This is a genomic window from Pseudomonas putida, assembly GCF_028682475.1.
GTDB classification, from domain to species: Bacteria; Pseudomonadota; Gammaproteobacteria; order Pseudomonadales; family Pseudomonadaceae; genus Aquipseudomonas; species Aquipseudomonas putida_AG.
Window position 1 is genome coordinate 17283 of sequence record NZ_JANHLE010000021.1, and the last position, 12652, is coordinate 29934.

The 12652-nt window shown below is 58.3% G+C and carries 11 protein-coding genes; 5 read left to right on the forward strand and 6 right to left on the reverse strand.

Annotation, left to right across the window (positions count from 1 at the left end; all coding sequences use genetic code 11):
• Positions 1-75: 75 nt before the first annotated feature.
• Positions 76-264 carry a hypothetical protein gene (locus NPS47_RS17525; RefSeq protein WP_274296079.1) on the reverse strand — a complete coding sequence of 63 codons (189 nt, stop codon included), beginning with the start codon at positions 262-264 and terminating at the stop codon, positions 76-78.
• 104 nt (positions 265-368) lie between these two features.
• On the opposite strand from NPS47_RS17525, the gene NPS47_RS17530 reads away from it, so the two are divergent.
• A complete protein-coding gene (locus tag NPS47_RS17530) occupies positions 369-1235 on the forward strand; it encodes a LysR family transcriptional regulator (protein ID WP_274296080.1) in 867 nt (288 codons plus the stop codon).
• Here the strand turns inward: NPS47_RS17530 and NPS47_RS17535 are convergent.
• The 4 genes from NPS47_RS17535 to NPS47_RS17550 form a co-directional block, all read right to left on the reverse strand.
• Positions 1209-2366 carry an HPP family protein gene (locus NPS47_RS17535; RefSeq protein WP_274296081.1) on the reverse strand — a complete coding sequence of 386 codons (1158 nt, stop codon included), beginning with the start codon at positions 2364-2366 and terminating at the stop codon, positions 1209-1211. The genes NPS47_RS17530 and NPS47_RS17535 overlap by 27 nt on opposite strands.
• Before the next feature lie 212 nt (positions 2367-2578).
• Positions 2579-2737, reverse strand: a complete 159-nt coding sequence (locus NPS47_RS17540; protein WP_274296082.1) for a DUF2986 domain-containing protein — start codon at positions 2735-2737, stop codon at positions 2579-2581.
• 64 nt (positions 2738-2801) lie between these two features.
• A complete protein-coding gene (locus NPS47_RS17545; protein WP_274296083.1) occupies positions 2802-4358 on the reverse strand; it encodes a GGDEF domain-containing protein in 1557 nt (518 codons plus the stop codon).
• Positions 4359-4472: 114 nt separating this feature from the next.
• Positions 4473-5135 carry a hypothetical protein gene (locus NPS47_RS17550; protein ID WP_274296084.1) on the reverse strand — a complete coding sequence of 221 codons (663 nt, stop codon included), beginning with the start codon at positions 5133-5135 and terminating at the stop codon, positions 4473-4475.
• Positions 5136-5413: 278 nt separating this feature from the next.
• Between NPS47_RS17550 and NPS47_RS17555 the strand changes: the two genes are divergently transcribed.
• The 4 genes from NPS47_RS17555 to NPS47_RS17570 all read left to right on the forward strand — a co-directional run bounded on the left by NPS47_RS17555 (position 5414) and on the right by NPS47_RS17570 (position 12224).
• A complete protein-coding gene (locus NPS47_RS17555) occupies positions 5414-5956 on the forward strand; it encodes an AAA family ATPase (RefSeq protein ID WP_274296085.1) in 543 nt (180 codons plus the stop codon).
• 191 nt (positions 5957-6147) lie between these two features.
• Positions 6148-9549, forward strand: coding sequence for an Ig-like domain-containing protein (locus tag NPS47_RS17560; protein ID WP_274296086.1), 3402 nt, complete (start codon positions 6148-6150; stop codon positions 9547-9549).
• A 189-nt stretch (positions 9550-9738) separates the two neighbouring features.
• Positions 9739-11598, forward strand: coding sequence for a hypothetical protein (locus NPS47_RS17565; RefSeq protein WP_274296087.1), 1860 nt, complete (start codon positions 9739-9741; stop codon positions 11596-11598).
• Positions 11595-12224, forward strand: coding sequence for a hypothetical protein (locus NPS47_RS17570; protein WP_274296088.1), 630 nt, complete (start codon positions 11595-11597; stop codon positions 12222-12224). The genes NPS47_RS17565 and NPS47_RS17570 overlap by 4 nt, the downstream gene beginning before the upstream one ends.
• 206 nt (positions 12225-12430) lie before the next feature.
• On the opposite strand, the gene NPS47_RS17575 is transcribed toward NPS47_RS17570, so the two are convergent.
• A complete protein-coding gene (locus NPS47_RS17575; protein WP_274296089.1) occupies positions 12431-12649 on the reverse strand; it encodes a DUF4287 domain-containing protein in 219 nt (72 codons plus the stop codon).
• Positions 12650-12652: the final 3 nt, after the last annotated feature.

Sequence of the window (12652 nt, forward strand, 5' to 3'; positions counted from 1 at the left end):
GCTTGATCGCTTTGGCCCGTTGCGATGACGAACTCGGCACAGCCTACGTGCGGCGAAGACCGTTGCGCCTGGCGGCTAATCCTCAGCCTCGGGGAAGTTTCGACAACTCTTGCGTTCGGCCAGTTCTTTATCGCTGGGACGCTGTGCGACGAACACCGCATGACCGTCCTTGTAGATTTCCAGGTACCCCCATTCCAGGTCTTCTTCCCGTTGACCGGGCTGTGGCGGCGTACGCCACCAGGGTTCTCGACTGATCAGCTGCATGGGCAAGGCTCTCGCTGAAAATGTCCTTTCACTATAGACAGCGGCTTGCGCCAATTGAGTGCAAACCCACTAGAATGGGCAACCTTCCCCTTCCGGCAACCTCCATGGATATCGAGCTGGCCCGCACCTTCCTTGAAATCGTCCGCAGTGGCAGCCTGGTCTCCGCCGCCGAACGCCTGCACGTGACTCAGACGGCCATCACCGCGCGGGTGCAGAAGCTGGAGCAGCAACTGTCTTGCCAGCTGTTCATCCGCAGCCGCAGCGGCGCGAGCCTGACGGCCGACGGCGAAGCCTTCGTGGTGTATGCCAACCAGCTGGTGCAAACCTGGGAAGCCGCGCGCCGCGACCTGCCGCTGCCTGAAGGCTGTCACCAGGTGCTGCACATCGGCGGAGAGGTGAGCCTGGGCAACCCGATGGTCCTCGAATGGGTCAGCGCCCTGCACCGTAGCATGCCCAGCCATGCAATCCGTAACGAGGTCAGCGACGGCGAGTCATTGCTGCGCAAACTGGAATTGGGCGTGCTCGATGCCGTGCTGGTGTACCAACCAACCTATGGGCCGGGCCTGCAGGTCGAGCAGTTGATGGAAGAAAAGCTCATCCGCATCCGCCGCAAAGACAAACCCGAGCCGTATATCTATATCGACTGGGGCCAGGCTTTTCGCCGTCAACACGATGCCGCCCTGCCCGAGTGCGCGCGCCCGGCACTGAGTTTCAACCTCGGCCCGCTGGCCTTGCAGTTCATCCTCGAGAACGGCGGCAGCGGTTACTTTCGCACCCGCGTGGTCCAAAGCTACCTGGACAGCGGTATTTTCGAACGCGTGCCCCAGGCGCCAGAGTTCACCTACCCGACCTACCTGGTACACGCCCGCGAGCGCGACACCGAAGCCCTGCAACAGGCCTTCAGCATTCTGCGCCAGCTGGTGGCCGACGGTGACAGCGACTGGTCACAACGCTGGGATCCGGTTATCTGAGCGCGACGCGGTACTGAGCAGGTGCCGCTTGAGTCCGGCGATCAGATCGGTCTGGGTGATCACTCCGACCAGCTGTTGCCCTTCCAGCACCGGCAGACAATGCAGGCCCTGCTCACTGAGCAACGGGATCAACGCCACAGCCGGTTCATCGCTGCGCACGGTAATCACCGGCCGGCTCATGATCTGCTCCACGCGCACCTGCCGACGCCGGAACAGCCCGCGCCAACTGAACCGCCCCTGCGCCATCGCCGCACCGACCATATCGCTGAGTGTCACAATGCCCACCAGGTGCCGCGCCTCGTCCAGCACCGGCAACGCCTTCAGATGGTGGTTCGACAACTGCTGCCAGGCCTTTTGCAAGGTTGTGCCAGGCGTCGCCTGCTGCACATCCCGCGACATCACCGAAGCGGCGGTAATGCCGCCGAGGCTACGCTGCAACGCATGCTGCTCGGTGGCCAGAATGATCCGTTCCAGCTCATCGCGGGTGATGTCGACAAACTCACCCAGCTCCTCCAGCGCCTGGTCCAGGTCCGCGCCGCTGACCCCGACCCGCTCACTGGCAATCACATCGGCGGTGTGGTGCAGATCTTTGCGCGGTGCGGCGGTCTTCGGATAGCGAACCCCGGTCAGGCGGTTATAGATCACCGCCACCGCCACCAGCACCAACGCATTGAGCATGATCGGTTCAAACAGCTTGTCGCCCAAGGCCGTCAGCGACGAATCCGCCAGCACCACGCTGACCGCCACCCCGCCACCCGGTGGGTGCAGGCAGCGCAGCAAGCACATCACCACCAACGCCAGGCCCAGCGCCAGCGCCGCCACCCACAACGCCGAACCGAACCAATGATGCAACACCAGCCCGACCACCGTGGCACAGGCATAGCTGCCGACAAACGGCCAGGGCTGCGCCAGCGCCCCGGAATGCACGGCAAACAGCAACACCGCCGAAGCCGCCAGCGGGCCGAGCAAGTGCAGGGCTACGTTACTGCCAAAGGCGTAACTGCAGGCGACGCCAGCCAGAAACAGACCGAGCAGTGCGCCAACGCCTGCTCGTAGCCATTCTTTCGGGGGGATGTTCAGCGGGGCCGGTATCAGCCGGGCCAACCAGTTGTTCAGACGACGGGAAGACATGGGAAAATCAGCTACCTGGCAGTAAAAAAAGCCCGGCCAAAAGGGCTGGGCTGAGTATCGCGAGGGGCAATACCGAATGGGCTCCGTCCGTGGAGATGGAATTTTGGGGCTTGCGGGTGATGCGTGGAGGGATTTTGACGGGGATGTGTGAGGGGGTGGTAATTCAAAAAACTGAGGGTTGGGTGCAAAAATTTTGAGGGATGCGCGGTGATTTACTCAGCGGGTGTGTCTGAGGTGTCACTCGATTCAGCTGCCAGTTTCAGTCGGTCGGCTTTGCTGATGTATTTAGGCTTGTTTTTCGGCGCCAGTTTGGCGCTGGCTTTTTTCGCGTGAGCCTTCAACAGCTGTTTGATTTTCTTTTGACGGTTCATTTTTTTACCCGGATGGTCAATGCTCGAATGATATCAGCTCCACGGCCTTCAGTTGAGTTGCCGGCTAGGAGACGACCCTGTTGCGCCCCTCTTGCTTGGCACGATAGAGGCGCTCGTCAGCCAGCCTCAGCACCGCATCCGGTGTGGCGGACTCTGCGCTTGGACAAGCCACCCCGACCGAGACGGTCAGCTTTCCTATACCGGGAATCTCGCTGGCAGCAACGCTTTCGCGGATCCGCTCAGCGATGACGGTTGCTACCGGCAGCGTTGTGTCAGGCAAGACCAGGATGAATTCTTCCCCCCCATATCGGCACGCCAGATCACCGACTCTGGAGTTTTGCTTGAGAATATCCGCGATGAACTGCAGTGCGCTGTCGCCGGCGTCATGGCCGAAGCTGTCGTTGATGCGCTTGAAGTGATCGATGTCCACTACAAGCACCGAATAATGCTCTTCGGCTTCCTCAAGCAATTCCAGTACGGCGGTCATTGCCCGGCGATTGGCCAGGCCCGTCAGCGGATCGCTCTGGGCCTCCTGGGAAAGTCGACCAAGCTTTTGCTGCAACAACTGTACGCCGGTCAACATTGCCCGGCGAATCGCCGCGGCTTCACGGTACCAGGCGTTAACCCGTTGTAGCTGTGTGGTGGTTTCAACCGCTGCCAACTGCAGGGCAATCGCCGAAAGCTGGCGCAAAGGCCGGGTGATCAGCGCCGTGGCAGCGAAGATCAAGCCGAGACCGACGATACCTGCCGGGATCATGCCCTCGAACACCTCTTTGAACAATCGCCCCAGCGAGGCAAGCGCACGCTCGGAGGGTAGTTGCACCACCACCGCCCAGCCTGCAAACGGCACAGGTGCGTAGCCGGTCAGCATCGTAGTGTCTGCGTGAGCGGGGACCGGCAGCGAACCGATATTCCCCTGTAATGCCGCCTCTACCGCTGCATTGCCATTCACCGCCTCACCAATCCTCTTCTGGTCCGGGTGGTACAGCAGCCGTCGATTGCCATCCACCACCCAGGCCAGCGTGCCCTCCTGATGAAAGTGATTGCTGATGACGCTGTGGAGCACGCTTTGCTTGCGCAAGTACACCGAACCACCGATTGCACCAAGGAACTGCCCGGCCGCGTTGAATATCGGTTGCGAAATCGCCACGACCAGATTGCCGGTCACCGAAAGGTAGGCAGCACTGATCAAGGGACGCCGTTGGGCAAGGACGAACTGAAGGCCATCAGGACGCACAGTGGCGCCGGCCATCTGCAAGGTATCCGGATAGGCCTGAAGCACCTTGCCCTCGGCATCAACGATCACAATGGAACTGAAATCCGCATCCTGGGCTTGCAAACGCAGGGCCTCGGCCCTAAGAGACGCAGGATCGCCCCACTGCGTCGACAAGACGTCGGCGCTGTATTTCAGGCGGTTTTGGGCTGCCGTCAGGAACTCGCCGATACTGGAAGCGACTTTGGCCGCATAGGCGCTGTTGGCCTCCAGTGCCGATTGGATCAAAGCGTCACGCTGGACTCGATAGGCAACGATCAGCCCATTGGCGAGTGTCGCCAGGACAGACAGTAGAACAACGAAGAAAATCAGCCCGCGCAAATCAATGGGAAAAAGCCTGTTTCGCATGCTGCGGCCTCTTTTGCAGCGGGAGCGCCAAAACCGGGTTTCACCTCTGGAGTTGAGAGCATAGTTGCTATTCCCGCCACTTGATGTTCAGCGATTTGGCATTGACGCTCCACATCAACCACCTAATGCAATGATCCCGAGCATCAGGGCCGTGCCAACGACCGCCAGTATCATCCCGCTCGCCCAGGGATTGCCGCCCGAGTGGCGAGCCAGCATCCAGCCGGCGACAAACAGCAGCACCAATGCCACCAGGTTGGATGCGCGCACTGCCAGTGCCGCATCGCCGGTCAGCAGGAATGGAATCACAACCGGAAAGGTTGCCAGCACTACCAACAAGAAAACGCCCAGGGCCCCAAGGAAATCAATCATCCCCAAGCGCGTGCGAACCGGTTCGTCGGCGCCGCCGCGCATAGATTGGCGCAACATCTCCAGCACCTCCCTGCTCGCTGCAGCAGCGATACGCGGCGGTAGCGCATCGGCGATCAGCCCCCGCCCTGCCTCCGCGTCGGCATCCTGTTGCAGGAAGACCATCAAATTCCGGTTGCGCGTACGTTCGGTCCATGTCCGCAGCAAGTACATGACCGCGTCGGCGAGGCCCCAGGCCAGGTTGCAACCGAAGGCGGCGATCAACATGAGCCGCACGTCCTCACGGCCTGCCGTCGCGACACTCAAGGTACCCACAAACGTCATCGCCATAAGCAACCCGAAGATGACTTCGGTCACCCGGTCGACGGGATCGAGAATTCTATTTCGGCTGTCTTCGTTGGGCCTGGCCATGCCACCCTCACTGCATCTCGTCATATGGACGTCCGCCCCCTGTGCGACGATCGGCAACCGGCTGCATCAGGGAGAAGCGTTGCATCGCGCCAGCGTCACCAGCGCACCGACAAGCATGGCTTAACTCTTCCAACCTTGCGCGGGTTCACAGTGCGAATAGAAGCTGCTGAGCCGCTATATGTCCCCGCTCATACGGGTAAAGACCCGCACCCACCGTGATCTGTTGTTGCCCAGAGAAAACCTGCACAATTGCCGGTTTTGCCGAAAAGGATTTCTTCATGCAGCGCATTGTAATTCTGGGCAACGCTGGCAGCGGCAAATCAACCCTGGCGCGCGCGTTGGGCAAGCGCCTGGAGGTGCCTGTCGTGCACCTGGACAAACTGTTCTGGGAACCCGGCTGGGTCGAGCCGGATGCCGACGCATTTCGCCAACGTGTAAGCCAAGCAGTTACATCAGACGCGTGGGTCTGTGAGGGCAACTACTCTCGACGAACCTTTGATTTAAGGCTGCCCCGCGCGCAGTTGATCATCTGGCTGGATACGCCACGCTTTACCTGCTTTCGCCGGGTGATTATGCGCAGTGTGTTGAACCGCCCCCGCGCCGATATGCCCGCAGGGTGCAGCGAGAAACTGGACAGGGCGTTTCTGACTTTTCTCAACTATGTGTGGACCTTCGACCGGGACTATCGCCCTTCTATCGAGTCGATGCGACTGGCCGTTGGGCCGCTTGTTCCCGTCGTCCACTTACGCGGTTCCCGGCAAATAGCCGAGTTTTTACATGGACATACCCTCCAGAGTTGGGGCACTACACCCACTGATTAAACGCAAATTCCCCACTCATATACCCACCAGCCATAGAAATAATTAGAAACATCTCGCTAATAAGTCTGAACATTTTTTTCACATATGGCACTTGGCCCACCTGTTGCTTGCGCCCCTCCAAGCGCTGCAGCTGCCGTCTCCACTGGGGGGACAGCAGGTTTCGCCGTTCGGCATGAAGCGAGGGGAAAAGCATGAAAAACGCTACACCGGGGGTACATTCGCGAAGCAGTTTGTGGGGGCCAGGGCTGGTCTCGGTGATGTTGATCAGCGCCAGCCTGGCATCGGTCAGTGCCGCCCCCCTGGATGATTTCGGCCCACCGCCACCGACCGACCCGTCCGCCTTCGCTAACCCGCCTGCCGACCCCAAAGTCGCCCTGGAGGCCCTGAAAGCCTTGCCGCCAGCCAACCAGGGCGCGCTGGCCCTGCCCAACGGCGCATTCGGCGACCGCAACACACCACGCGCCGACAACGTACTGCCACCCGCCGCACAGACCTCGTTCAATTACCCTACCAACGGCAAACCCAGCCCGCTGTTCGGAGCCCTGCCCTTCACCCAGCAATTGCTGTTGTTCGAAGAGTTCGGCACGGAAAAATTCGACCCAACGTTGCCGGCGCCGCCGCTGACGTTCCCGATACCGACGAAGGGCCCCGCCCCGCAACAAGACCCCGACAGCGTGGCCCGCAGTGTGCCTTCAAGCGCTGCGCTCGACGACTACATGCGCCAGCCGGGGTTGTTTCCGTTTCCATCGCAGTATTCCAACGTGCTCGATCGCAACCCCTGGAAGGCGCAAATCGAAGACTTCCTCAACCGCTATCCGGTGGGGTCTCCGGCTGAAGGGCGGCCACCGGGAAAAGGCTGGTCACATCAGCGCTGGAACGAGTTCTTCCCCCAGGTCGATTTCAAAACCGTGCAGACGGGTGCGAGGATCAACCTCGGCCTGCGCGATCGCGGCCAATTACACCATTACGCAGTCGGTGAATTCGGCCCCGGCGGGCTCTACTACCAGACCTCGGACCTCCCGACCACGACCGGCACGACCCGCGGTATCGACACCCGCTTCCATCCGAATATGCCGGTGCAAAATCACAATTCGCTGTGGACCTTCGACGGCACCTTCCCGGTCAAACTGTTGATGGCCCGCTACGGTCAACCACTGCTGATGCGTCATTACAACGGCCTGCCGATCGACCCCGCGGCCAACGCAGGTTTCGGCCTGCACACCATCAGCACTCACGAACACAATGGCCACGCCCCCGCCGAGAGCGATGGCTACGCCAATGCATATTTCTTTCCGGGGCAATACTACGACTATCGCTGGCCGCTGCAATTGGCCGGTTACGACAGCATCAACACCGACGCCCAGGACCCGCGCGCGGCATTCCCCTGCTCACCGGGAGAAAAGCTGTTCGTCAACGACCGCAGTCCCGGCCTGAAGACCTGCGACAACGGCAGCATCAAGATTCGCGGCGACTGGCGCGAAACCATGAGCACCCACTGGTTCCACGACCACATGCTCGATTTCACCGCGCAAAACGTCTACAAGGGCAACGCAGTGATGATGAACTACTACAGCGCCCTGGATCGCGGTAACGAAGCCCTCGACGATGGCGTCAACCTGCGCCTGCCCAGCGGTTCGGCGTTAGCCTGGGGCAACCGCGATTACGATGTGAACCTGTTGGTCGCCGACAAGGCCTGGGACGAAAACGGTCAACTGTGGTTCAACCCGTTCAACACCGATGGCTTTCTCGGCGACCAGATTCTGGTCAACTGGCAGTATGAGCCACGCCTGAGAGTGCGGGCGCGCAGCTATCGTTTCCGTATCCTCAATGGTTCGGTGTCGCGCTACTTCAAGTTTGCCGTGGTCCGTGAGGTCAGCGGCAATGGCGGCGAATTCCCGGGGCCACCGGGATCTGGCGTGTCCTATGCGCGGGTGCCGTTCCACATGATCGCCAACGACGGCAACATCATGGAGCATGCCGTGCCGTTCGACGGCAGCATGGACCTGGACGGCGATGGCGACCGCCAGAACCACAACGCCATCCTGCCGACCCAGGGCATCGCCGAACGCTTCGACATCATCATCGATTTCGGCAAAAACGGGATCAAGCCCGGCGACAGGATCTACTTCGTCAACCTGATGGAGCACAAGACCGGCAAGGGCCCGGAGAAGAACGCACTGAGCCTGGCCGACGTGCTGTCGGAGAAGTACAAAGCGGTGATCAAGCAAACCAGCAAAGGCCCGCAATGGGACAAGGGCGATCCGGCGGTGGGCAAGTTCCTGCAACTGCTGGTGCAGCCTTACAGCGGCCAGGACCTGAGCATGAACCCGGCTGACTTTGAACCGGCCAAACCGGGCAAACCTGCCGGTAAATACATGATCCCCTTGACCCTCGACCGCGACAACCCGGCCGTACAGGCCAGGCTCAAGGCCGCGCGCCATCGCGAGTACATTTTCGGCCGTTCCGATGGCACCGACGAGGCACCGTGGACGATCAAGACCGACGGCGGCCTGGGCTACAACATGGACCCGCGGCGCATCAGCGCTGCCCCGCAACTGGCTACCGGGCCGACCGACGCCGGGTTCTCTGGCGACGGCACGCTGGAAGTGTGGAAGATCATCAACGGCGGCAACGGCTGGAACCATCCGGTCCATGTGCATTTCGAGGAAGCCATCATCCTCAGCCGTGACGGCAAGGCGCCGCCGGAATGGGAGAAATGGGCGCGCAAAGACGTGTACCGCATCGGCGAAGGGATCGACAGTTCAGTCGATGTCGAAATGGCCATTCATTTCCGTGAATTCGCCGGCACCTACATGGAGCACTGCCACAACACCCAGCATGAGGATACCTCGATGCTGCTGCGCTGGGATGTCGAGCATCCGGGGCAGTTCCAGTTGATGCCAACCCCGCTGCCTGGCTGGGACGGTGTCACCTACGTCAACTCTGCCGCGTTGCCGACATTCCGCACCGGCGATAGAGACGACGACCACCAGGGCGAAAACAAGAAGCCGCTGGCCAACCCCGACAGTGCCATCAGCAACAACGGCAAACCGTTGCTCATCAACGTGCTGGCCAACGACACCGACCCCGACGGCAACCTGCCGCTCAAAGTGGTGGACCTGACCCAACCGGACTCCGGCCTGGGCAGCACCAGTACCGATGGCTTGCGCGTCACCTATACACCGCCGGCGATTGTCCCGGCGCCGTTTACCGCGACCTTCACTTATAACGCCAGTGATGCCAAGGATGCGGTCTCGGAGAAACCGGCAACGGTATCGGTGGCCGTCAGCGCCGCGGCGGTCAACGAAGAACTGGTGATCAGCAGCGCCACGGTCACCGCCCGCAGCAACAACCGCTACACCTGGGAGCTGGCGGGCACCACGTCACTCGGTACCGGGAATACGATCACGATGAACGCCTCGACCGTCGCCGGCCCGCTGAGCCTCGGCACGACGATGCTCAGCCCTAGCGGTTCCGGGGCACGCTGGCGGGTGTCGGTGACCACCACCGGTAGCGCGCCGACAAGCAGCCCGAGCGTGACCGTCAGTTCGTCCGCAGGAACGAAGGTGACGGCGCCGGTGGTCGTGCGCTAGTTGGTGGGAGATACCGTGTTGCCCTTTACCGGGCAACTGCTGAATTCGGGCCAAACCGTTGGCCCGAATTCAGCACGCTGTAAATGCGGTGGAGCATTTTACGCACGGCGCGTTATAGCAAGCTGTGCTAACAGGCGATGTAATTAGTTGAGGTCTTCAAAGTAGGCGGCGATGTTACGAGGTTGATCTATGCTGCTAAAAATAGCCGGGGCATTCGGGCCCTCTGCCTGGAAACCACACGAAATGCCAACAAAAATAGCGCGCCGTGGGATAACAAGGAGTACGATTTTCAAGTATTCCCTAGTTGCAACGCTATTGTTTTCTGCTATCAGCATTCAGCAGGTGAGTGCTGCAGCAATCGCTAGTGCAAAGCCGGTACTGAGTGAGCATGCACCGGCGACCCAGATCAAGGACCCCTCTCACACGGGCGCCAGCGCTTCAGCCACGCGCCCTGCCAACTTGTCTATTCCTTCAAGAACACATGAAGCCTTACTGAAAGGGACGCCGCAAGAGGCAAAAGCCTGGATAAATAATTTATCAACCATGGAGTTGGAATTTTACCTCGACGCGCTGAGCCCTGACACGTTGGAAAAAATAGGCATATCGCCAGTTTTTCGCAAAGGCAGCGAAACCGGAATCCAACTACAGCAACTCAACAGCATGACCGAGGCGAACAAACAAAAATACATCGAATTCATTGAGTCGAGCATCAATGAGCAGACAAAAAAATTCGTACTTGACTTAAAGCCGGGCGCCGCTGAGCTCTTGCTTGAATTTGCGCATGAAAAAGGGATTCAAGAGCAAGACCCTTCAAAACTTAACACTGACATTGTTCGTCAGTGGCGGAGCGCCTTGGACAAGGAACTGAAAGAGCTTTCAGACAAGTTCCCATTGCACGATGAATCAAGACCTGAATTACGCAAAACAATTTTACAAATGACAAGTGATCACTCGCTGCTTTCCAACGCTCATGAGAACGAATACGCAAAAAATGCACTATACGACTACCTGAAAACCTCCCACCTCTCAAAATATGGTATCGAAAATTGGGAATTCAGAGCAAAGCACTACGAGGCCCTGTGGGAAGTTCTGCATCGGCTGGATGATCCCATACCCGGCGGTGAGCCAGAATTGGTTTTCTTTCTAGATTCGGCCTTAGCCCGATCGTCAATCGTTAACATGAGCGCAGCATGGGCTGAGCGAGGCCATCTTGAGCCGCGCCTGTTGAGCCATGAAGATATTAATCGATTTCTTTCGGAGTTTTCGGGAAAAACATTGATCCTGGTTGGCCATATTGAAAATCGGCAGTTTGTCCAAGATCGTGGCGCGGGGCGGGAGCCGCTTAAAATGGACATCCCGGTGCTTGTTGAAAAAGCGCAGCAGCGCGGTGTTTTCCTGGTACCTATAGGTTGTAACTCCGCGAAAGAAGGCGCTTTTTTTGGTTTCACACGGCCGATTCTCAGTGACGAGGTTGCCGAGCTTCTTAAAGCTATTCCTGCTGGTTCTTTATCGTTAGGAGCGCTGCTTTCAGCCTTCAATAAAATAGGCTCAATATCGATTGATTCTGATAACTTCAATCAGTATCTAGAGGTTACCGTGCGTAAATCGGTAAGTGGTAGCGACAGGAACGACGAGGCAGCGATTACAGTGACGCGTTACCCATCTACGCTCCATGGAAGCAACATCCCCTTTAGCGCCTACCAAATTTCCTGGGAGTCGGCCAATAGACCTATTTCCGACTCCGGGGGGATTGGCGCTTGGCGGGCCAGCTACAGATCGGGCCCCATTGGGACCTTATTTGGTACAGGGTTAACATTGGTGTTTTGTGTCGCCGGATGGATTTATATCAGAAAAAATATAATTCGCCGTCGCACCCTGATTTCCAGATCTGAAACATGGGCATTACGAGGGGTAGTTGCAATTGCTTTTATTTTTTTTGCTGGCGCATTGATTCATATATTTTGGACGCTCGGCTGGATGACGTGGGCTTTCGTCGCCGCGTTTCTCCTGGTCTTAATTCTTGAACCGGACAAAAAGGAACACACATGAACACTAACGTCCTGGTTGGCTATCTTGAGACGTCCAACCCTAGCGCACTTGATCTGCTGAGAAACAAATTCCCCGATAGCCAAAAAATGCTCTCCGGCGCCATGAAGTTCGGTGTAGAAGACGAAAAACCTGCGGGTACCGACGCCCCACATAGGGCAGCCAGCTTTGAACTAATAAAAGCAACGACCGAACAGCTTGGTAAAGACATCGACTCTCTAGTATCGGTCATGAAATCCAGCATGTTGCTCGTGCGCCGAATTCGGTTGAGCAGTTCAATAGTCGCTGCCGCCACAGGCATTATCAGTGCGGCGCTCGCCTACATGGCCCAAGGCACCCCATTGGCGAATGACAAGGTTGCTGCTGGTGTCGCTGCGGTAACTGCTCTCAGTGGATTTCTAGGCGTGTTTGCTGACCACTTCGAGCGCACTCCAATCGGCGTAAAATTTGGCGGAGTGGAAGAGCTGACGAGTTTGATCACTATGCGCACAGACGTCGAGAGAGTGTCGATTCGTGCTCGCCATGACAACCTGGACCCTTGCTCTGAAGAGGAGATCAAACAATCGCTCGGCCTTGTCACTGATATATCGCTGAAGGTACTTAGGTTAAAATATTTGAGTCCGAGTTAACGTTTCGACAGCAGCAGCTTAATTAGGCTGCTGACCATCAAGCTGCGCTGAGTTCCACTTACTTTCGACTTCAGCAGATGTGCACCCTACCTGAATCAAAGGCCACCCACGAGGACCGCCCCCCTCCGGTCCTCTGGCCGCAACACTGTCTGCGAATACTCAGCTACTGATCTGGCTCAACTATTAGGAATAGCAGAGATTCGTGGTCAGGTGCCTTTGCTGGCCGCCAGATAATGGGCAACCAGCGCATTGGCATGACCATGCCCCAGACCATGCTCAGTTTTCAGCCACGCCACCATTTCCATGTGCTTTTTACCACTGACTGTCTTAAGCAGTTCCAGCCAATGACTGATGGGCTGTCCGTACTTTTTTTCAATCGACGGAAAATACGAAGCGGGTCCTTTGACTTTTGCATCTTCGCTCACGGT

What these genes read in the sequence shown, in the direction of transcription:
- NPS47_RS17570 (WP_274296088.1), top strand. Translation starts at nt 11,595, where the DNA reads ATGAACACTAACGTCCTGGTTGGCTATCTTGAGACGTCCAACCCTAGC.
- NPS47_RS17545 (WP_274296083.1), bottom strand. Translation starts at nt 4,358, where the DNA reads ATGCGAAACAGGCTTTTTCCCATTGATTTGCGCGGGCTGATTTTCTTC.
- NPS47_RS17560 (WP_274296086.1), top strand. Translation starts at nt 6,148, where the DNA reads ATGAAAAACGCTACACCGGGGGTACATTCGCGAAGCAGTTTGTGGGGG.
- NPS47_RS17540 (WP_274296082.1), bottom strand. Translation starts at nt 2,737, where the DNA reads ATGAACCGTCAAAAGAAAATCAAACAGCTGTTGAAGGCTCACGCGAAA.
- NPS47_RS17555 (WP_274296085.1), top strand. Translation starts at nt 5,414, where the DNA reads ATGCAGCGCATTGTAATTCTGGGCAACGCTGGCAGCGGCAAATCAACC.
- NPS47_RS17535 (WP_274296081.1), bottom strand. Translation starts at nt 2,366, where the DNA reads ATGTCTTCCCGTCGTCTGAACAACTGGTTGGCCCGGCTGATACCGGCC.
- NPS47_RS17525 (WP_274296079.1), bottom strand. Translation starts at nt 264, where the DNA reads ATGCAGCTGATCAGTCGAGAACCCTGGTGGCGTACGCCGCCACAGCCC.
- NPS47_RS17530 (WP_274296080.1), top strand. Translation starts at nt 369, where the DNA reads ATGGATATCGAGCTGGCCCGCACCTTCCTTGAAATCGTCCGCAGTGGC.
- NPS47_RS17550 (WP_274296084.1), bottom strand. Translation starts at nt 5,135, where the DNA reads ATGGCCAGGCCCAACGAAGACAGCCGAAATAGAATTCTCGATCCCGTC.
- NPS47_RS17565 (WP_274296087.1), top strand. Translation starts at nt 9,739, where the DNA reads ATGCTGCTAAAAATAGCCGGGGCATTCGGGCCCTCTGCCTGGAAACCA.